The 18,407-nt window shown below is 58.5% G+C and carries 18 protein-coding genes and 5 pseudogenes; 15 read left to right on the top strand and 8 right to left on the bottom strand.

The window, feature by feature from the left end:
- The 3 genes from ACYQ26_RS00365 to ACYQ26_RS00355 form a co-directional block, all read right to left on the bottom strand.
- On the bottom strand, positions 1-885 hold the full coding sequence (locus ACYQ26_RS00365) for an IS1595 family transposase (protein ID WP_458262711.1): 885 nt from the start codon (positions 883-885) through the stop codon (positions 1-3).
- 196 nt (positions 886-1,081) lie between these two features.
- The gene (locus tag ACYQ26_RS00360) at positions 1,082-1,504 is read right to left on the bottom strand and encodes a DUF2391 family protein (RefSeq protein ID WP_138247161.1); all 423 of its coding nucleotides are present in this window, start codon (positions 1,502-1,504) and stop codon (positions 1,082-1,084) included.
- Between the two features lie 178 nt (positions 1,505-1,682).
- On the bottom strand, positions 1,683-2,441 hold the full coding sequence (locus ACYQ26_RS00355) for a TrkA C-terminal domain-containing protein (protein ID WP_459806331.1): 759 nt from the start codon (positions 2,439-2,441) through the stop codon (positions 1,683-1,685).
- A 448-nt stretch (positions 2,442-2,889) separates the two neighbouring features.
- On the opposite strand from ACYQ26_RS00355, the gene ACYQ26_RS00350 reads away from it, so the two are divergent.
- From ACYQ26_RS00350 to ACYQ26_RS00335, 4 genes and pseudogenes are all read left to right on the top strand, one after another.
- The gene (locus ACYQ26_RS00350; protein ID WP_459806330.1) at positions 2,890-3,498 is read left to right on the top strand and encodes an HdeD family acid-resistance protein; all 609 of its coding nucleotides are present in this window, start codon (positions 2,890-2,892) and stop codon (positions 3,496-3,498) included.
- A gap of 113 nt (positions 3,499-3,611) precedes the next feature.
- Positions 3,612-4,073 (top strand): hypothetical protein, encoded by a 462-nt coding sequence (locus ACYQ26_RS00345; protein WP_459806329.1) that lies wholly within the window; start codon positions 3,612-3,614, stop codon positions 4,071-4,073.
- Between the two features lie 2 nt (positions 4,074-4,075).
- Positions 4,076-5,278: a site-2 protease family protein gene (locus ACYQ26_RS00340; protein ID WP_459806328.1), complete on the top strand. Its 1,203-nt coding sequence runs from the start codon at positions 4,076-4,078 to the stop codon at positions 5,276-5,278.
- A 114-nt stretch (positions 5,279-5,392) separates the two neighbouring features.
- A pseudogene (locus tag ACYQ26_RS00335) lies at positions 5,393-6,064 on the top strand (IS4 family transposase); the annotation flags it as partial.
- An 85-nt stretch (positions 6,065-6,149) separates the two neighbouring features.
- Here ACYQ26_RS00335 and ACYQ26_RS00330 read toward each other — a convergent pair.
- On the bottom strand, positions 6,150-6,563 hold the full coding sequence (locus tag ACYQ26_RS00330) for a DUF7567 family protein (RefSeq protein ID WP_459806327.1): 414 nt from the start codon (positions 6,561-6,563) through the stop codon (positions 6,150-6,152).
- Positions 6,553-6,783: pseudogene (locus tag ACYQ26_RS00325) on the bottom strand (DUF7568 family protein); the annotation flags it as partial. The pseudogene ACYQ26_RS00325 and the gene ACYQ26_RS00330, both read right to left, overlap by 11 nt.
- Here ACYQ26_RS00325 and ACYQ26_RS00320 point away from each other — a divergent pair.
- The 4 genes and pseudogenes from ACYQ26_RS00320 to ACYQ26_RS00305 all read left to right on the top strand — a co-directional run.
- Positions 6,775-7,701: pseudogene (locus tag ACYQ26_RS00320) on the top strand (IS4 family transposase); the annotation flags it as partial. The pseudogenes ACYQ26_RS00325 and ACYQ26_RS00320 overlap by 9 nt on opposite strands.
- A 62-nt stretch (positions 7,702-7,763) precedes the next feature.
- Positions 7,764-8,936 (top strand): ISH3 family transposase, encoded by a 1,173-nt coding sequence (locus ACYQ26_RS00315; RefSeq protein WP_459806326.1) that lies wholly within the window; start codon positions 7,764-7,766, stop codon positions 8,934-8,936.
- Between the two features lie 190 nt (positions 8,937-9,126).
- Positions 9,127-9,330, top strand: a pseudogene (locus ACYQ26_RS00310) (IS4 family transposase); the annotation flags it as partial.
- Between the two features lie 399 nt (positions 9,331-9,729).
- Complete coding sequence (locus ACYQ26_RS00305) at positions 9,730-11,973, top strand: CDC48 family AAA ATPase (RefSeq protein WP_459806325.1); 2,244 nt, start codon at positions 9,730-9,732, stop codon at positions 11,971-11,973.
- A 209-nt stretch (positions 11,974-12,182) separates the two neighbouring features.
- On the opposite strand, the gene ACYQ26_RS00300 is transcribed toward ACYQ26_RS00305, so the two are convergent.
- Positions 12,183-13,439: an RNA-guided endonuclease InsQ/TnpB family protein gene (locus tag ACYQ26_RS00300; RefSeq protein WP_459806324.1), complete on the bottom strand. Its 1,257-nt coding sequence runs from the start codon at positions 13,437-13,439 to the stop codon at positions 12,183-12,185.
- Positions 13,440-13,573: 134 nt separating this feature from the next.
- On the opposite strand from ACYQ26_RS00300, the pseudogene ACYQ26_RS00295 reads away from it, so the two are divergent.
- The 6 genes and pseudogenes from ACYQ26_RS00295 to ACYQ26_RS00270 all read left to right on the top strand — a co-directional run.
- A pseudogene (locus ACYQ26_RS00295) lies at positions 13,574-13,987 on the top strand (ABC-ATPase domain-containing protein); the annotation flags it as partial.
- Positions 13,967-15,235: a P-loop domain-containing protein gene (locus ACYQ26_RS00290; RefSeq protein ID WP_459806716.1), complete on the top strand. Its 1,269-nt coding sequence runs from the start codon at positions 13,967-13,969 to the stop codon at positions 15,233-15,235. The pseudogene ACYQ26_RS00295 and the gene ACYQ26_RS00290, both read left to right, overlap by 21 nt.
- Positions 15,236-15,338: 103 nt before the next feature.
- Positions 15,339-15,785: a hypothetical protein gene (locus tag ACYQ26_RS00285; RefSeq protein WP_459806323.1), complete on the top strand. Its 447-nt coding sequence runs from the start codon at positions 15,339-15,341 to the stop codon at positions 15,783-15,785.
- A gap of 42 nt (positions 15,786-15,827) precedes the next feature.
- Positions 15,828-16,007 (top strand): DUF7563 family protein, encoded by a 180-nt coding sequence (locus tag ACYQ26_RS00280; protein ID WP_459806322.1) that lies wholly within the window; start codon positions 15,828-15,830, stop codon positions 16,005-16,007.
- Positions 16,008-16,079: 72 nt separating this feature from the next.
- Positions 16,080-16,292 (top strand): hypothetical protein, encoded by a 213-nt coding sequence (locus ACYQ26_RS00275; protein WP_459806321.1) that lies wholly within the window; start codon positions 16,080-16,082, stop codon positions 16,290-16,292.
- 132 nt (positions 16,293-16,424) lie between these two features.
- Complete coding sequence (locus tag ACYQ26_RS00270) at positions 16,425-16,799, top strand: Hsp20/alpha crystallin family protein (RefSeq protein ID WP_459806320.1); 375 nt, start codon at positions 16,425-16,427, stop codon at positions 16,797-16,799.
- A gap of 207 nt (positions 16,800-17,006) precedes the next feature.
- Here the strand turns inward: ACYQ26_RS00270 and ACYQ26_RS00265 are convergent, their stop codons facing one another.
- Together ACYQ26_RS00265 and ACYQ26_RS00260 are read right to left on the bottom strand one after the other, a co-directional pair.
- On the bottom strand, positions 17,007-17,492 hold the full coding sequence (locus tag ACYQ26_RS00265) for a universal stress protein (RefSeq protein WP_459806319.1): 486 nt from the start codon (positions 17,490-17,492) through the stop codon (positions 17,007-17,009).
- Complete coding sequence (locus ACYQ26_RS00260) at positions 17,489-17,791, bottom strand: Hsp20/alpha crystallin family protein (protein WP_459806318.1); 303 nt, start codon at positions 17,789-17,791, stop codon at positions 17,489-17,491. Before ACYQ26_RS00260 ends, ACYQ26_RS00265 begins: the two co-directional genes overlap by 4 nt.
- Before the next feature lie 50 nt (positions 17,792-17,841).
- On the opposite strand from ACYQ26_RS00260, the gene ACYQ26_RS00255 reads away from it, so the two are divergent.
- A complete protein-coding gene (locus ACYQ26_RS00255; protein ID WP_459806317.1) occupies positions 17,842-18,384 on the top strand; it encodes an ArsR/SmtB family transcription factor in 543 nt (180 codons plus the stop codon).
- Positions 18,385-18,407 lie beyond the last annotated feature (23 nt).

Here is an 18,407-nt window from a genome sequence, read left to right as displayed (position 1 = left end):
TCAGAGAGTTGCTTTGACGGCGTGTTTGAGCGCTTCTCGTCCGGGTTTGCGGTAGAGTTCTCGTCTGAGCTGGAACGCTCGGAGATACTGTGTGAGGCGATCTTTTGAGATGCCTCGATGTGGCGAGAGCCACCGTCGCGCCAGCGACGCGTGGCTCTCGCAGGTGTTCACGTGGACCGTGTCGTCGGCGTACTCACCGTCTCCGTGAACGACGTATTCGCGGTCGAATTGCTCATCTTCATCAAGCGGATCGTACGCACGAAATCCGTCGGTATAGACCGTGAGAGGCTCCTGCTGGCGGTCAGTCAGCAGGAGCCGGATCGTCGATTCGTCTGCGGATTTCGCCGGCACAACGTACCGCTGCTCGGTGCCACGATCCACGAGGACGAACACGGGTGGTTTGTCTTGATCATACGTTCCGCGTCCGCGTCGAGAGAGACCGCGAGAGCGCGACCAGCGGTCGCGCTCGCGGCCTTTCAAGCCGGCAGAGACGTAGAACTCGTCAATTTCAACCGGGCCACGGAGATCGAGTGACGGCGCGTCGAGCGCTTCGGCGAAGCGCTCGACACGCCTGTGAATCGTTTTGTAGGTGACACCGATTTCGCACTGTAACTGCCTGAGACTCGTGTTAAACCGCAAAAACGCGTAGATCGAAAACAGCCACTTGCGGAGTGCGATCTTCGAGTGAGCGAAGATTGTGCCAGTCTTATCGTTGAACGTGCGGCCGCAATCCTTACAGAGATACCGCTGAAAGTGCCCGTAGCTGCCGTTTCTGACTGTTCGGTCAGAACGGCAGCGAGGACAAGAAACGCCGTCACGCCAGCGAACCTGTTGGAGCAGGTCCGCTGCGACCGATTCCGACCCAAACACATCCAGCGGAATCATTCGTGTCGGACACCGCTGACGCGGTGTCCTTGTCCTCTTCGACTCCACAGCGATAGCTCAGCAGTATCAACAATCTCCTACAGAAGAGCGTTCCTCGGCTTTCCACCACCGGTACAGTACAGGTAGTAGTTCGTCTTGTTCTTTGCTAGCATAGGTAAAAGTGATTGGGGTCGCTACTAGCGGAGCTAGCGATTCCTCAGCCCTGTCCGAGAATCGTGTCGGCGGTCGCGGCACCGATCATACTAAAGATCGCACATATGCTGACGGCCCTGAGCGTCTCAAGAGGCGTTTCCTCGAACGTCGAGGGAGCGGCGAAGGCGAATGCGAGGAGTCCGACCGACAGGTACGCCACAAGCATGAGCGAGACGAATCGGCGAGGGATCACTCCGCCGATGCCAGCGTCACTATCCGACCCGATGTTGTGCTGGCTATCAGTCTCGTAGAGGAGCGCGTAGCCGACCACGAACACGATGGCGGTCGTCAGCATAATATGCTGAATTTGCATCCCATCCGCGAGGCGCCACGTCTCTTCGGTTAGCACGAGTGGGCTAGCGACGAAGAGACCGCCGACGATCTGCTGAACGAAGTCGCTGATTCTGAACGGGTGTGATCTCGGCATAGTGCTCCCTTCGTGGAGTGTAGAGATAAGGAACGACTCGTCTCCGTGGGTGGAGTCCGGTTTGGAGGAGGCAATCAGTCGATCAGCGTTATGTCGAAGGGAGATCCCAATCGATTGAATCACGGATGACGCGGGTGATCAACGGTAGCGAGGACACAGGAAGGGGGCTCGGGGATAATCAGCCGTTCGTCCGTCGCTCCTGCTCTTCCAACTCTTCTTCGTGGTCTTCGATGGCCTCTTGGTGGGCTGCCTCGTCACCCGCGACGCGCTCTGAGAGCTCCATCAATCGATCTTCCTTTCCATACAGGAGGACCGTGTCTCCGGGCTCGATCTCCGTTTCCAGACCGGGCGCTCCGATGTACGTCCCCTCCCGCGAGATACCGAGCAGGAGGACGCCTTCATCGTTGAGGTCACAGGAATCAGGAGTTTCATTGGCGAGCCAGTCGTCTTCCTCTACGTCAATTTCCGCAACCCGGTACTCTCGCTGGAGACCGAGCATTTCTGTATAATCTCGAAGTTCGAGGTCCGTCGTCCGTTCGAGTGACCATTCGATGAGCGGAGTCAGCAATCGATTCAACCACTCGCTTCGCGCGGCGAGGACCAGTAGAACGACCCCGGTAAGGATGTAGACGAGGTTGAGAAGGTTTTCACCCTGAGCATCGGTGAACGAGAGGACGAGTGACGCAATGACACTGACTAACCCCACGCTCCCGAGTCGGATGAGCGCCTTGATGATTTTCCGCCGTTCCGGTGTCGCCACTGTCTGTTCCGCCTCTTCTGTCGTATATCCCGCACCGGAGAACGCCGACGTCGATTGAAACGAGGCGACATCCGGAGAGAGCCCCGTCATCCGAAGTGCGATTGACCCGATCCGGACGATTAGCAGTGACAGGGCAAAGATGACCAGCAACGAGACAACCGATTCCGTGGCGACCATAACCTGTAGACGTTGGCCGCGATACTAGGTAAAACCCCCCCAGAAGGCGTCGTAGGTCGATTACATCGGAGCTCCTCCCATTTACGTTTGGTCGTGCTCACCGCCTATTCGTGGAATACAGAGAATAGCGCTGTCCGTCGCTGCTCCGACAACATTCCGTATGACGAACACAGTGGCTCTCAGAGCCATCAGTATGAGCGCCAATTTCTGCATGATCGGCGCTGCAACCCCGATACAATTCTTGGTCAACGGTGAGCAATTTCCGTGACTTAGATGGGAGGAATAGTGCACCGGTGAACGGCTGGACAAAACATCTTGTATTACTGGTTTGGCGAGTTCGATCAGCATACCCCAAAGCGGGGGCTTTTAAACGGTTAAAAATGGGTTGTCTCAGCAACTTCGCCCTTTTTGCGCTTGTGGGTCGTTACCATAGTTAGGTGTAGGTCAAATGAGCCACGCTACAGAGAGCCACACTCCAGAAAGTATACTCACCGTCACGGGAGAGAACTGGTGGCTGGTTGCGCTCCGAGGCGCCCTAGCGATCGTATTTGGCATACTGGCGTTCATCTGGCCGGGTCTCACACTATTCGTACTAGTGGTCCTGTTCGGTGCGTACGCCATCGTGGATGGTGTGTTCGCCTTTGTAAGTGCATACCGGGCCTCCCAAAATCGCGATACTGCGTGGCCGTTTCTTCTTGAAGGAAGCCTCGGCGTTATCGCGGGGATCGTTGCCTTTCTGTGGCCGAATATTTCGGCAGTGGCACTACTGTACGTCATCGCCGCTTGGGCCCTCATAACTGGAGCCGTTGAGCTGTACGCGGCGGTCAAACTCCGCCGGGAACTCGAAAGCGAGTGGTGGCTTGCACTAAGCGGCGTCGCGTCCGTAATCTTTGGGCTTCTCCTCATCTTCTTTCCCGGACCCGGCGCCCTCGCGGTAGTCTGGCTGATTGCCGCCTACGCGATCGTCTTCGGCGTGTTATTGCTCGCGCTCGCAATTCGCCTGCGTCGCTGGCAGAGCAGTGATCGAACAGCCAGCGAATCTACGACACCTACCTAGTAGTGGGATTGTTCCCTCTCATGTCCCTCATCACAGGATGTACGATCTGGACGGCGTTTCCTCTCAGGGAAGCTATACGAACCTATTTATCGTCACAGCCACCAAGGTAGACTATGAGCGTCTTGGCCGAGTTCACACTTTCGTCGGAGGAGTTTCACTTCGGGGAAGTTCTCTCTCGAAACTCCCCAAGGCACGTCAAACTCAAACAGGTAGTCCCGATACAGAAGGGTGCCGCTCCATATTTTTGGGCTGAAGACGACGATGTCGATCTGGACACCCTCGCGGAGAACACAGATGGGTACACGGGCGGCGATATCGAGGGTATCGTTCGAGAAGCGAGCATGCTTGCGCTGGACGAGGCCGTGACGGCAATCGAACGCGACGGGGTCGAATCGCCCGAAGAACTCGACGAGGCTGCTGACGGGATCATAATCGAAGCGGAGCACTTCGAGCAAGCTGTTCGGAAAGTCAAACCCTCGGTCACGGAAGAAATGCACGAGTTCTACGAGGAACTCGTCGACGATCTGGGTGGCGAATCGTCTGACGAACAGGCTGCTCCAGCGGACTTTCAGTAGCCATGCGCAGCAAATACAGGATCGCGACGGTGATGGGCATTCCGATCGAGATTCACGTCTCACTGCTCGTGATTCTCCCGTTCCTCGCGTGGCAACTCGCCAGTCCCCAGTACATCGAAACGTGGACGGGGATCATTAACTCCATCTCGCCACTGTCGATGACGGCGGACAGGTTGCTGTCGGGTTCGACACCCTGGCTGATCGGAATTGCTGGGGCGGTGAGCCTGTTCGTGGGCGTCGCAATTCACGAGCTCGGCCATTCGTGGGTCGCGCTCCGATATGATCTCACGATCCGCTCGATCACGCTGTGGCTGTTCGGAGGGGTCGCTCATATCGAGGATCTCCCCACGGAATGGCGCAAGGAGTTCTGGATCGCTATCGCCGGCCCAATCACAAGCCTGCTGCTCGGCGCTCTCGGATACGTGCTACTTCAGGTGACGCCACCGTCGGCCCCCGTGGCCGGCTTTGTCTTCGGCTGGTTCGGACTGACGAACGTGGGGCTGGCGCTGTTCAATCTACTGCCGGCGTTCCCAATGGACGGCGGGCGCATCCTGCGGGCCCTGCTTGCTCGCTCGCGGCCGTTCGTGGAGGCAACCCAGCGTGCAGTGCAAGTCGCGACGGTCGTGGCGATCCTCCTCGCCCTCGTCGGTATCTTTACCCTGGATATTCTGCTGCTGCTGATTGCCGGATTCGTCTTCCTCGCTGCTCGCTCCGAGGCGACGATCGTCATGACGCAGGAATTACTGAGTGGTGTCCGAGTCCGCGATCTGATTCGCCCAGAACTGCCAACTGTGCGTGCCGGAACATCGGTCCAGGCACTGATTGATCGGATGTTGCGCGACCGCCGAACCGAATACGTGGTCGTCGATCAGTCCGGGACGGTGCTAGGCGTCGTCACGCTCGCGAACATCCAGACGCTCCCGGAGATGATCGGTCAGGAGACGAAGGTTGATGACGTGATGACCGAGGACCCACCGACGATCTCCAGCGACGATGATGCGTTCAAGCTGTTTCGGAAGCTAGGTGAATCCGACGCACATTGCGTGCTGGTCGAACACGGAGGGAGGGTTCTCGGACTCGTCTCTGGAGACGACTTCCTGCAGATTCTCGCGCTGATGCAGGGCTCGGCGAGGTTGGATAACGCCCTTCCGCGGGCTCCCACCGGAGAACCGTCACATGAGTTCCGACGAAGTCGGGCTGATTGAGGCGATATCGTTCGCCGTTGGAGGTATGGTGGGCGGCGGTATTTTGCTGTTCTCGACGTCGGTGCGACTATCGCTGGCGGGTTCGTCTAGGCTACGTTCGTCGTCGTAAGAATCACGGAATGGCGCGGCTACGCCATTTTCTTGGAAGGCAGCAGATTCAAGATGTAGTCGATGACCTCTCGCGGACGTACATCGACGTGGAGGTTGAAGCCGAGTTTACGCGTGGGTCGTAAAATGGGACCCGGTCGCTGGATACGAAGCGGTTCCGCGTCGTCGATGTCCTTGTCGCGGACACCGATGACTGCCATTTGTAATCACAATTCTGACGCGAGAGGAGTTTCTATCGACGGATCTAGCAACGCTCTACCGGTGTCGATTGGAGAGGGAATTGCTATTCCGTGAGCTGTAGACGCAGTACGAACTGGACGAGTTCGATACGAGCAATCAGGATGTTGTGGAAATCCTGCTGTACGCACCGTTGCTGTCGCTGATGGTGAGTTGTGATCTGTTGGATCTAGCCACCGAACAGACGGACGATGAGATCGTGTTTCTGCCAGAACGGTGGGCGGCGACCTTCCGGTCAAATGCCCAGTTCCCCTCCACGAATTCGGCGAGTACCTCGATTACTCGCCATCGTCGCTATTGGAACGACGGCTCAAAGGGGTACAGAGGATCTACACGCAACAATCGAGCCTGCAAGAGACACTTGCTACCGTCACGCAATCGGGTTGTGTGTCTTATCTAAAGACGAATGACACGACAACTATTCCGCGACGGACTAATTGACCGAATAGTGGCTGAGACAGCGTAGACGACCTCTTCGACAACGGAGTTCACCCGATCGACTACCGAGCTGAATTCTGGGGAGTGCCTACGCTAAATGCCCCACCTCGTCAGGTTCCTCGACGTCGTCGAACTCGCCGCGCTCGACAGGTTCCCAGTCCTCACCGGGCTCTGGACTCCACCAGTCGACCTCATAGGCCTTCGGTGCGCCGAAGATCTTCACGCGCGCCGATCCATCGGACAGATCGCGACGCAGTTTCTCGTCGACGTGGAGGTTCCAGGTGGTGGTAGAATCGAAGCAGGCGAGCACGGCCTCCTCGTAGCCGCGCCCCTCTCGGGATTCCTGGAGTTCGACCTGGGTGTTACAGTTCCTGCAGAACACCCCCTCGAAGGGGTTGTGAGTGAACACCTCGTGCCCACAGACTGGACACCAGAGGAACTCGAACACCGACGGACTATACCGTTCGATCGTTTCGAGACTCGACAGTGACTCACCGTTCATTACCGTGCACGATTTTTGAGGGTGCCTCGTACCCGCAGTTCGGGCAGTCGAACCAGCGCTGTACCTTCGCGCCGTCGGCCGTCTTCTCTCCGACGCGGACGTCGTCGTTCGGGCACTCCGGACATTCGAGGTCGGGTGCTGGTCGCTCCCGGAGTTCGTCCCGGAATGCGGTCGCGTCCTTCGTCTCGTATCCCCGCGCCCAGATCGGGTACGCAGTTACAACTCGACAGCCGATGAACCGATCTCTCCCGGTGGCTTCTATCACCGGTTGACGCCGACGTTGGCAGAGTACCTCCGCGACCTCGTCGAGGCCGTGCTCGACGAGGTCGCTGTTCCCGACGCTGTTGACGCTGATATCGATCGGTTCAGAGACGTGATGATCGCTGATGGAACGGTGTTGCGGTTGCACGAGTTCCTTTCTGATGAGTTCCAGGCCCGTCACGAGGAGCAGGCTGGAGCGAAGCTCCACCTGCTCCACAACGCCACCGATGAGACGATTGAACGGATCGACGTAACGGATGAGAAAACGCACGACAGCACACTGTTCAAGACGGGTTCGTGGCTGCAAGGACGGCTGGTTCTGCTTGACCTCGCGTACTTCAAGTACCGCCGGTTCGCATTGATTGATGAGAACGACGGCTACTTCGTGAGTCGGCTGAAGAAGTGCGCGAATCCGGTGATAACGGAGGAGTTACGGGAATGGCGCGGCCGCGCCATTCCCTTGGAGGGCAAGCAGATCCACGATGTAGTCGATGATCTCTCGCGGAAGTACATCGACGTAGAGGTTGAAGCGGCGTTCAAGCGAGGCCAGTACGAAGGAACGCGCTCGCTGGATACGAAGCGATTCCGCGTCGTCGGCGTCCGCAACGAGGACGCCGACGACTACCATCTCTACATCACGAATCTGCCTCGAGACGAGTTCTTCCCGGAGGATCTAGCAACGTTGTATCGGTGTCGCTGGGAGGTAGAAACGCTGTTCCGTGAGCTGAAGACGCAGTACGAGTTGGATGAGTTCGACACAAGCGACCCGGATGTCGTGAGAATTCTGCTGTATGCGGCGTTGCTGTCACTGCTGGTGAGTCGTGAGCTGTTGGATCTGGTCACCGAGCAGGCTGACGACGAGATCCGGTACTTCCCGACTGGTGTGAGAGCTGGAGCTAAAGCGTTGGTCTCATGAGGAAGATGTCTGGTTGAGTGAATGTGTTCAGTATCCCTCAGCCAGACGGTGTTCTTTCGGATTCGGACGTGAAAGATTTAGCGGAAGACGTCATCTGCCAGCTCCCCTTGCCAGGGATCGAGGGCTCGCCCCTCGATCCCGGCGATATCTGGGCTGTTGTCATTCTTGCAGCAGTCAATCAGACGTCCATCTGGGAGACGTGCAAGGACAACGACAACGCTGTCTGTGACGATACTGTCATGGACTGGCTACATACGCTCAACCGGGAGTGGCTTGAGCGGGTTGCTAACCGCCTTCTCAGAGAGTTAGCGATGACGATCCTCGACCCTGATCGGTCGAGGATCGTCTCCATTGACTTCGTCGATAACCCCTACCACGGAACGTACGCCGATGAAGAAGGTGAACTCTGTCGCATGCACGCGAAAGACGGAACAACGACGTGCCACCGGTACTGCACGGCGTATCTCGTCTCGAACGGAAAGCCAGTGACGTTGGCGATGACGTACGTCCGTAGTGATGAGAAAGAGGCCGACGCGGTCGAGCGCGTCCTCGACCGCGTCGAGGCCTATCCCTTCGAGATAGAGCTTCTGTTGGCTGATCGCGGCTTCTACAACGAACGTATTCTGCGCCGCTCACGGGAGGTTGCTGCGACTGTCGTTCCCGTCCAAAAGAAGGGCAAGCGCATGAGGAAGAAGCTGGATACGCACTGCTCGTACATGACAACCTATCGGATGTACAAAGGCCGCGAGCGGGAACTGGAATTCCCGCTCGCGGTCGCTGTGTCATATCACGCCGGAGATCGCGGGAAAAGTGGCGAGGTCGTGCGAGGCTATGTGGCGTGCGATCTGGCCGATCGCACGCCGAAACAAGTCGAACGGCTCTATCGGAAACGGTCAGCGATCGAAACGAGCTACCGTGTATTTCGCCAAGCACGAGTGGTAACGACGACACAAGACCCAATCATCCGCTTCGCGTTCGTCCTGGTTGGATTCCTGTTGGAGAACCTCTGGCTTGTGCTTCGATGGGCGGTCGTCGCCCGCCCCCAGCGGGGCGGGCGCGACCTGCCCGAGGAATTCACGTTCAAGACGTTCTCTGACTGGATCAGACATGCATTAGAGGAAGAGCTAGAGCGGACTTGGGAGATCGAAATGAACGGAACAGGTGTGCCAGAAGCATACGCGCCGGCCGCGGGCTGACGCCAGCCCGCGGCCTTGGGCAAGCTCCTGGTGAGCAACAGCATTCGCCTAGAACAGCGTATCTCAGCCTTCTTACTTCACTTCTCCTCATGCGTGGATTCTACTTCCTGTTCACTCAGTTACCACACCGGCATTCACTCTGTTCGTCCATGACTCAGCACAGTTCACGAAGCGACGTTCGGGAAGTACCGAGATCGTGTTTCCGCCGGAACGCTGGGCGGCGACCTTCCGGTCGCACGCCCAGCTCATCCTCCACGAACTCGGTGAGTATCTCGGTTACTCGCCACCGCCGCTGCTGGAGCGATTGATCGAGGATGCTCAGAAGATTCACCAGCAACGACCGATACTGCAAGAGACGATCGCTACCGCTACACAACCGAGGTGTGAGTCTTAGCTAAAGACGAATGGCCGGAAACGCTCTCTTTCATCAGGAATCACCTCGTGACGTGGAGCTGTCTCCGGGTTGTGTCTCGATTCAAATGTTGTGAATCGAGTCTATTTATTATTACGACGCTCCGAGCATGTCGTCGGCTAAACACAGTTCTCTGTACAGGGCTATCGCCTTCGCGGCGACATTTCATAACCGCAATCGTCCCGCGATGTGGGTCCAGGCCGTAGGTTTAACAGAACTGCCATGGAATATTCGAAACAGAAGAGGGGCGTACCAAGCAGCTAAGCCACCTCGGCTATGGCACTAACAGCCTCTAAGAGATGAAGAGGGAGCTACTGCCGGTCCCCCCTTGAACAGGGGCGTGTTCCCATCGCCGAAGGTGGCCCCCTCCAAGACGAAACCATGCAACTACGCGTTAAACAACTCAAACGGAAGGAAGCAGGCAGCGGCCTCGCATCGATCGATAGACAGGCGATGAAGGAACTCGGCGTCTCGAGTGGTGAGTTCGTCACTATCGAAGGACGGGACGGTCGCGTCGTCGCCCGCGTGTGGCCTGGCCAGTCGGAAGACACCGGTCAAGGTATCATCCGGATCGACGGCCAACTCCGTCAGGCTGCTGGTGCCCGCATCGACGACCGTGTCGAGGTCGAACCGGCTGAGGTCGAACCGGCCGAGCGTGTCACGGTCGCCCTTCCGGGCAACCTCCGTATCAGGGGGGATCTCGGATCGTACCTGCGAGACAAGCTCACCGACCAGCCAGTGACAAGCGGACAACAGATTCCGCTCTCGGTGGGACTCGGACTCTTCTCCGGACGATCCGGACAGCGCGTCCCGCTCCAGATCGTCGACACAGAGCCAGGCGGGACAGTCGTAATCCGTAATTCGACGGACATCCAGGTCGTCGATCAGTCGACCGACGAAGTCGCGGTCTCGCCGGGCGAAGGCGGCGACAGTGCTCCCGACCGCACCGCGGCGCCGACCGTAACCTACGAGGACGTCGGCGGGCTTGACGAAGAGCTGGATCAGATCCGCGAGATGATCGAACTACCGATGCGCCACCCGGAGCTGTTCGGCGCACTCGGCATTGATCCGCCGAAGGGCGTCCTGCTGCACGGTCCACCCGGAACGGGTAAGACACTCATCGCTAAGGCTGTCGCCAACGAGATCGATGCTCACTTCCAGACGATCTCCGGCCCGGAGATCATGTCGAAGTATTACGGCGAGAGCGAAGAGCAGCTCCGTGACGTCTTCGAGGAGGCCGAAGAGAACGAGCCAGCGATCGTCTTCATCGACGAGCTGGATTCGATCGCACCCAAGCGGGAAGACGTCTCGGGAGACGTCGAGCGGCGGGTCGTCGCACAGCTGCTGTCGCTGATGGATGGTCTCGAAGAGCGCGGCGAAATCACCGTCATCGGCACGACCAATCGCGTCGACGCCGTCGATCCCGCGCTGCGCCGTCCCGGTCGCTTTGACCGAGAGATCGAGATCGGGGTCCCAGACACCGACGGCCGCGAGGAGGTCCTCCAGATCCACACCCGCGGAATGCCGCTGGGCGATGAAGTGGATCTCGAACGATACGCCGAGAACACCCATGGGTTCGTCGGCGCAGACCTGGAGAACCTGGCCCGGGAAGCGGCCATGACCGCGCTCCGGCGGCTTCGACCGGAACTCGATCTCGACACCGAGGAGATCGACGCGTCGGTGCTCGAATCCATCGATGTCACCGACCGTGACTTCCGGGAGGCGCTGAAGGGGATCGAGCCCTCGGCGCTCCGCGAGGTGTTCGTCGAGACGCCCGACGTCACCTGGAACGATGTCGGCGGCCTAGACGAGACGAAAGAGCGCCTCCGCGAAACCATCGAGTGGCCGCTCGCGTACGCCGATGCCTACGAACGTGTTGCGCTCGATCCGGCGAAGGGCGTGCTGCTGCACGGTCCGCCCGGCACCGGCAAAACGCTGCTGGCGAAGGCCGTCGCCAACGAGGCCGACTCGAACTTCATCTCCATCAAGGGCCCGGAGCTGTTCAACAAGTACGTCGGCGAGTCGGAGAAGGGGGTCCGGGAGGTGTTCTCGAAGGCCCGCGAGAACGCCCCGACCGTGATCTTCTTCGATGAACTCGATTCGATCGCGACCGAGCGCGGGCGCGGTGCCGGCGACTCGAACGTGGGCGAGCGCGTCGTCTCGCAGCTGCTAACCGAACTCGACGGCCTCGAAGAGCTCGAGGACGTGGTCGTCATCGCCGCCACGAACCGGCCGGACCTGATCGACGACGCGCTCCTGCGCCCCGGTCGGCTTGACCGACACATCTCCGTCGACGAGCCGGACGATGACGCTCGCCGGGATATCTTCGAGGTCCACACTCGCGACCGGCCGCTCGCCGACGACGTCGATCTCGACGAGTTGGCCGAGCGTACTGAGGGCTACGTCGGCGCCGACATCGAGGCGATTTGCCGAGAAGCAGCCCAGATCGCCGTTCGCGAACACGTCACTGCGACGGCGGCGGGCGAGGAGTCGCCGGTCGACGAGATAGTGCTCACGAACGAGCACTTCGAACAGGCACTTGAGGAAGTCGAACCACAGGGAGAGAGTTCGTTCGACACGGGTGCGGGCGACGAACTCCTCGCGGAACCCGACGGCGGGGACTGATCGCATCGTTTCAAAACCGTCGTCGGATTCGATGGCACGGGAGGAATTCCCACTTCGAGGAAACGAGGAATTCGGCTGGTAGCTCTAATCCCGGAACTCGAAAGCATCATTGTCTCCTGTGGGAAGACTACAGCCCAAGAATGCAGTCTAAGACTGATCTCGAACGAATACTCGAGGAGATCGATGGAACGGGCTACGGTGCGTTTGAGCTACCCACCGCTAAAGCGGTGGGATTCAGCGTGGACTCCCGTTCTGGCCGACTCATCGTCGGCAGGAGAATAGCCTCCGTTCACGTTCAACGTCCCGCTGTTCAAGCGCACGCCCAAGGGTGCGCCTCCGTCGCCCCCAGTTTGGTTGCGACGGAGATACCGTAACCCGATGTTCTTCGCGGCGTTGTAATCCGCGTGATTTTTGTACCCGCACTTCAGACACTCGAAGTCTTCGTCCTCGCGGTTGTCTGGGTGCGTGAACCCACACTCAGAGCAACGCCGACTCGTGTTCTCAGGGTCAACCTTCTCGACCGTGATGCCGTATTCTTCGGCCTTGTACTCAACGTACTCGTACAGTCGGTCAAACGCCCACTTGTGTCCCCACGACGCACCAGTACGCTCACGAATGTCGGTCAAGTCCTCGAACGCTATCACCGAACACTCGTTCTCACGAGCCTCCGCGACCAATTCGTTGCTGATGCGGTGCAGCATCAGCTTGAATCGGCCTTCCTCTTTCCGTCCGACTGACTGGATGTTCTGGTGCGCCCAGCGCGTCCCGCACTGTTGGAGCGACCCACGCCGTTTCTCATATTCTCTGCGCCAGTGGTCGAACTCGTCGCCCGTCCAGAACGTGCCCGTGCTAGTGACAGCGAGGTTGTTCACGCCGAGGTCAACCCCGAGAACCGTTCCGTTCTCAGTGGTTGCCTTCTCCGACGTGTCGGACTCCACGTCCCGCTTGCAGTGGACGTGAAGCACCCAGTCACCGTCGTGATAGTGCAGTTCCGCACCCGTTGTTTCATACTTGTCTGAAAAGAGGTACTCCGAGTGCGGCGTGTCGCTATCCTCGTCGGGCAGTACGTAATCGGCTTCGATGCGACCGTCTGTGGTAGCGAGGCTCACGTAGTCGTCGTGGAACGTCGCGGTGCGGTGGTCGTAGACGACGTGCGGGCTGGTGAACGTGGGTTTGGACGCTTTCTTGCCTTGCTTCCAGCGTTCAACGACGCTCTTGCAGGCTTCAGCGGCCTTGTTCCGAGCGGCTTGCACCAGTCCACCGTTGAAGCCGTCCGTGGCTTCTCGCACATCGTCGTAGGTCTCGTCATCCAGCGTGGTCTTGCTGGTGGTGACGTACTCGCCTTGGAAAGCGTGGTCTACGACGTACTGAGCGCACCAGAGGAACGTGTCTACGGTGTCTTCGAGGAGTGCGGCGTCGTCACTGTCTACATCGAGCGCAACGGGGACAGTACGCCGCACCCCCATATCTTATATGTAGCACGGGTATTTCTTAAACATTGGGGAGTCGGCCTGCTACTGGAGCGTGGTTTGATTCCCAGTTGTCGGCTTCATCCCACGGCTAAAGCCGTGGGTTTTCGCCTCGTGTTTTCTATAACGAGCTAGAAGGTGCATACGAGTTCGACGATTTCGTCCTCGAAGTCGACCACGTTCAGGGTGATCCATTCGCGTCTCCGAGCAAACTCCGGGTCCGGATCAACCATTCCGAAGCGAAATTCCCGGACGCGTTGTACTCCTCTCAGGAGCGACAAATTGGGCTGGAAGACTACCTGCTCCGGGCGTTCAACGACTCCTGCCAACAGATCGTCGAAGGGCACCGTGGAAGCGGGAAGAGTGGCCTCATCACCGCACTCACGCCGGGACAGGCGATTATCCCCCGAACAGCCGTCGAGGTCCGCGAGGACGAACTTCTCGTTCGGTTCGTCGCCGGCCTTCCGGCCAGTGGTCGGACACCCCTCAGCGCGATTCAGGGAAAGGAGATGTTGCTCGAGGAGGTGCCGGCCATTGTTGACGACGCGCTGCGGTATCGGAACCACGACCCGGACGAGATACAACGACACGTCCTCACGAAGGAGAACGCCGCCTGGATCCGCGAGGAACTCGCGTCGCGCGGGCTCGTTGCCTTCGTGGCCGATGGTGCCCGCCTCCCCCGCCAGAGCGGCGCTAGCGACGAGCCGATGGCCGACGGTGTCGTCCCGTTCGAGTCGCCCGACGAACACCGCGTCACGTTCGAGCCACCGACGATGGAGTCGATCGCCGGCATGGGTATTCCGGAGGGAGTGACGCTGATCGTCGGTGGCGGGTATCACGGCAAGTCGACGCTGTTGTCGTCGCTCGTTCACGGTGTCTACGATCATATCCCTGGAGACGGCCGGGAGTTCGTCATTACACGATCGGACGCGGTGAGCATTCGTGCGGAGGACGGCCGCCCTGTGACCGAAACGGACATCTCCCCGTTCATCGGCGACGTTCCCACCGACCTCGACACCGAACGGTTCAGCACCCCCGATGCGTCCGGATCGACATCGCAGGCCGCGAACATCGTTGAGGCTGTCGAGGCCGGCGCTCGCCTCCTGCTGATCGACGAGGACACGTCTGCGACCAACCTCATGATCCGCGACGACCGAATGCGAGAGCTCGTCACCGAGGACGAGGAGCCAATCACACCACTAGTCGACCGGGTTAGCGGGCTGCACGAAATCCACGATGTCTCGACGGTGCTCATCATGGGAGGCAGCAGTGCCTACTTCGATGTCGCCGACACGGTCATCAAAATGCACGAGTTCCGGCCAACGGACGTGACGGAACACGCTCACGCAATCGGCACGGAAACCGGGTCCGGATACGATGTCCGCGAACCGTCGGATAGCTCTGATCAGGCCCCGTCCTCACTCATCGAACACGAGCGGTGTCCACGTCCGGATTCGATTGATCCGCGGCGGAACGGCAAGGTCCGGATCAGGTCACGCGACGACACGATCGAGTTCGGGGAGACCGACATCGAACTCGGTCGTGTCGCAGGTATCACGGAGTCCTCACAAGTCCGGAGTATCGGTGATGCACTCTTCTATCTCGCCACCGAGTACTTTGATGGGACAACAACCATCGGCGAGGCTCTTGACCAGTTCGACGCCCTCGTCGAGAGCGGTGATCTTCTTTCTATCGCCCCATACGACTCAGGGGAGTACGGTGTGCCTCGTCGATTCGAGGTCGCGATGGCACTCAATCGATTGCGTTCCCTCGAATGTACTCGAACCGTCTGACCCGGTGGTGGTAATTCCCGTGTACGTCGGGACGACGAGCAGGTTAGAAGAACCCCACGCTACGAATTTTTGTCCTCGACGGGTGTAACTTCGATGATCAACGATGAACAGGGACTTCATGAGGGGGCTCCTCGTCGAGGAATCGTTCGCATACGGGTTTACGATCGCCTTCTGGGGGACGGGTCTGCTTCTCATTAACAAGTTTGGCCTGTTGCACACGTTCGGGATTTTGGAGTATGCAGTCGGGACCGTTACTGGCTTCGGTCTCCTCGCTGTCACCACCTTTGGTGGTGCTGTCGATACTGTCGAGAATCCGTCGGCTCCCGAGTATCATATTCTCGCCGGTATCCACTATCTCGCCGCACTCGTCCCGATTGGTGCTGCCCATCTCATCGTTGCCGCTTCTCTCAGCAAGGGACTCACGCTTTTCTTGACCGGATCAGTCGTTTCGGTCGGGTACAACATCTCTGCCGCATTTGAGGAACTCATCTCGGAGTACCTGTGGAAACTTGAACAGCGATATGAAACGAGACCAGGTAATCGTAATTAGCATCTTCCGTGGCGGGGATGATCGTAAGCACTGTGTTGCTGGATGAACAACACGATACTGAAGATGCAAACCTGTGATCAGTGTGGGGCAAAAGTATCTGACCAGTACTGGCGGGTATTCGCTGTCGAAGGGACTCTACATGGGTGCCTGAACTGTGAGCGGAAAGCAGGGCAGCACGGACCTACAGACGCACAATACCGTTCCGCGTCTGTAAGGGGCTGAGCTGATGCCACACCATATTGAATGAGCCGTATGTGAGTGACGGGTCATAGATAGACCTAGAGAAAACGAAGGATGCAATCACTCCCCCCGCGTGCCCAAGATGCACTCGAAGTTCTGAGCGACAAGTTCGACCACGGAAACGGGTTTCCGGAACCAGCGGCAATTCAGACGCTCATAGAGTCTGGTTTCGACGAGGAGCAGGCCAAGCGACTGGTAGAATTCCTACACGACGCTGGATACCTCTATCAAGTCAAGGGCATATTCTACATAACGTCACTTGAGTAGGCAGAATTAGGCGCTCAGACTACCCTAATGTCGGAAGATTACACTTGGTATTTTTTCACAAACCACCAATTGCAAAGCAAGATTTAATACGAACCGCAAGCATACTGCCGAATGGAAACGAGGTGAACAGCCATGCCGCTGCCCACTGGTCCCACGAGTTCTTGGATGCAGGGTCTCGACTTCCCGTCCCGCATCTTCGGCGACTTCGGTGGCAACGACTACGAACTGTACGAGGAGGACGACGAGTTCGTCCTCACCATCGAGATGCCCGGCTTCGATCGCGATGAGATCGATCTCGCGTGGGACAACGGCGTCCTGAACGTTGCCGCTGAACATGTCGCCGAGGATCACGGGCGGAAGAAAACGTATCACCGTCGGTTCCGCTTCCCGAAAAACATCGACGAGGACGCCATCGACGCTACCTACACAAACGGCGTCCTCGAAGTCACCCTCCCGCTCGAGGAGGGCGCTACCGCTCGCGGCAAGACCATCCCCATCGAGAGTTAAACGGGGACTCGTAGCGGACGGTGTGAGTGGGTCAGCGCTGACCTGATTGCCGTCGCTTGTCGGATTTTGGGAACTAACGATCTTTTTCGTCGAGACTCCGTCGACCAGAGTGCCCAGCTTATCTGACAAAGAATTCATCGTCAAACCCATCTGTTCGCCGCTGCTCGACAACGGGTGCGTGCGTGCGTGTCTGGCCACCTGACCGGACTATGTGTCCGGATAGGCTTCGGTGTCCGTTTCGATCCGCTGGACGGCAGTGGGAGACCAGTGCCGAACGATATGGACGTCGTACTCGGCACCCTCGGCGACGCCACCGGCGACGCTGGTCACGGGTTGAGCAACCTCGCCAACGTTGTCCGTCCCGAGGAACACGACGGACGGAAGGACATCGTCGGCAACAGTTTTGATTTCGTCTGCGACTGCCGAGGAAACTCCTATGTCGGCTCGTTCGTAGCGGAACGCCGCACTCGACTGATAGTCCGTGACGCGCCGATGGAGCGTCTCCGCTACGTCGTGGATGCTGTACTCCTCGTCTTCGTCGATCCACCCTTTCCGTCGAGCGTACGCCGCGTCCTCCTCCGGAATGACACTGACGACGGTCACGTCCTCGTCCAAGGCCTCGGCATATTCACCGGCTCGAACGAGTGCCGCTCGCGCCAAATTAGAGTCGTCGAACGGAACGAGGAACGTCATTCGCCGGTTACCTCGATCGTGCGCCCGCGACCTGCGTGACTTCCGACCACGGGCAGCCGGACCTCAAGAATCCCGTTTCGGTAGGTCGCATCGATCTCGTCTTCGTCGACATCCTTGGGGAAACTGAAGGTCTGGGCGTACTGCCGTTCCTCTCTTCCCTCCTCATCGGTGTGTTCGGCCGTAATTCGGAGTCGGTCATCGTGCCACCGGACGTCAATTTCGTCGCGCTCGAATCCCGGAAGTTCGACCGTGAGGACGAACTCGTCGTCCTCCTCGTACAGCTCGAAATCCTCATTCATCGCGTTCAACAGCCGTGCGAGGCTATCTCGGTCACGACTCGAGCGACGGAATGGACTTGGGAATGCCATCACCCTCATTCAGGGCCACTCGGCACATATACTCGAATGCCCAGTACCAGTTTTCGGGAAGAATCCGCCCTGTGATCGTGTGGGACCCCTTCTCAAAATCTTTAACAATGGATAAGGGCTTACCTGAGGTGAGGATGGGTTCACAATCGGGCTCTCGAGACGAGAGTCTCGGCTATCGAACCGGCAGACAAGAGTCTGATCGATCCCCCGATCAGATACTCTCAGCTTTGGGAGACGGAGAATGTCGGGAACTCCTCCGCCATCTTACCGATGGTCCGTCAACAGCAGAGGAGTTATCTCGGATCTGTGATATTCCTTCATCGACTCTGTACCGGAAGATGGAGAAGCTGATCGATGGAGGATTGGTGACAGAGGGAACCGAGATCTCGACCGGAGGGCGGAATGCGACGCTGTACGAACAGCGTGTGGATGGAGTGTCCGTCCAGATCGAGGACTCGGAGCAGATCGAGTTAGAAACGAGCATCCGGGCGAATGCCAACCAGATTTCCGGAGAAACGGAATGAGGAGGGGCAGAATGTCTCACGTT

This window comes from Halopiger thermotolerans, from assembly GCF_054654555.1.
The sequence above is the reverse complement of the archived record's forward strand: the minus strand, read 5'-3'. Positions and strand labels throughout refer to the sequence as shown.

Excerpts from the sequence above, each read along its gene's own strand:
- ACYQ26_RS00275 (WP_459806321.1), top strand. The coding sequence starts at position 16,080 with ATGCAATCACTCCCCCCGCGTGCCCAAGATGCACTCGAAGTTCTGAGC.
- ACYQ26_RS00340 (WP_459806328.1), top strand. The coding sequence starts at position 4,076 with ATGCGCAGCAAATACAGGATCGCGACGGTGATGGGCATTCCGATCGAG.
- ACYQ26_RS00355 (WP_459806331.1), bottom strand. The coding sequence starts at position 2,441 with ATGGTCGCCACGGAATCGGTTGTCTCGTTGCTGGTCATCTTTGCCCTG.
- ACYQ26_RS00285 (WP_459806323.1), top strand. The coding sequence starts at position 15,339 with ATGAACAGGGACTTCATGAGGGGGCTCCTCGTCGAGGAATCGTTCGCA.
- ACYQ26_RS00350 (WP_459806330.1), top strand. The coding sequence starts at position 2,890 with ATGAGCCACGCTACAGAGAGCCACACTCCAGAAAGTATACTCACCGTC.
- ACYQ26_RS00255 (WP_459806317.1), top strand. The coding sequence starts at position 17,842 with ATGGACTTGGGAATGCCATCACCCTCATTCAGGGCCACTCGGCACATA.
- ACYQ26_RS00330 (WP_459806327.1), bottom strand. The coding sequence starts at position 6,563 with ATGAACGGTGAGTCACTGTCGAGTCTCGAAACGATCGAACGGTATAGT.
- ACYQ26_RS00280 (WP_459806322.1), top strand. The coding sequence starts at position 15,828 with ATGAACAACACGATACTGAAGATGCAAACCTGTGATCAGTGTGGGGCA.
- ACYQ26_RS00260 (WP_459806318.1), bottom strand. The coding sequence starts at position 17,791 with ATGAATGAGGATTTCGAGCTGTACGAGGAGGACGACGAGTTCGTCCTC.
- ACYQ26_RS00305 (WP_459806325.1), top strand. The coding sequence starts at position 9,730 with ATGCAACTACGCGTTAAACAACTCAAACGGAAGGAAGCAGGCAGCGGC.
- ACYQ26_RS00345 (WP_459806329.1), top strand. The coding sequence starts at position 3,612 with ATGAGCGTCTTGGCCGAGTTCACACTTTCGTCGGAGGAGTTTCACTTC.
- ACYQ26_RS00300 (WP_459806324.1), bottom strand. The coding sequence starts at position 13,439 with ATGGGGGTGCGGCGTACTGTCCCCGTTGCGCTCGATGTAGACAGTGAC.
- ACYQ26_RS00265 (WP_459806319.1), bottom strand. The coding sequence starts at position 17,492 with ATGACGTTCCTCGTTCCGTTCGACGACTCTAATTTGGCGCGAGCGGCA.
- ACYQ26_RS00365 (WP_458262711.1), bottom strand. The coding sequence starts at position 885 with ATGATTCCGCTGGATGTGTTTGGGTCGGAATCGGTCGCAGCGGACCTG.
- ACYQ26_RS00360 (WP_138247161.1), bottom strand. The coding sequence starts at position 1,504 with ATGCCGAGATCACACCCGTTCAGAATCAGCGACTTCGTTCAGCAGATC.
- ACYQ26_RS00270 (WP_459806320.1), top strand. The coding sequence starts at position 16,425 with ATGCCGCTGCCCACTGGTCCCACGAGTTCTTGGATGCAGGGTCTCGAC.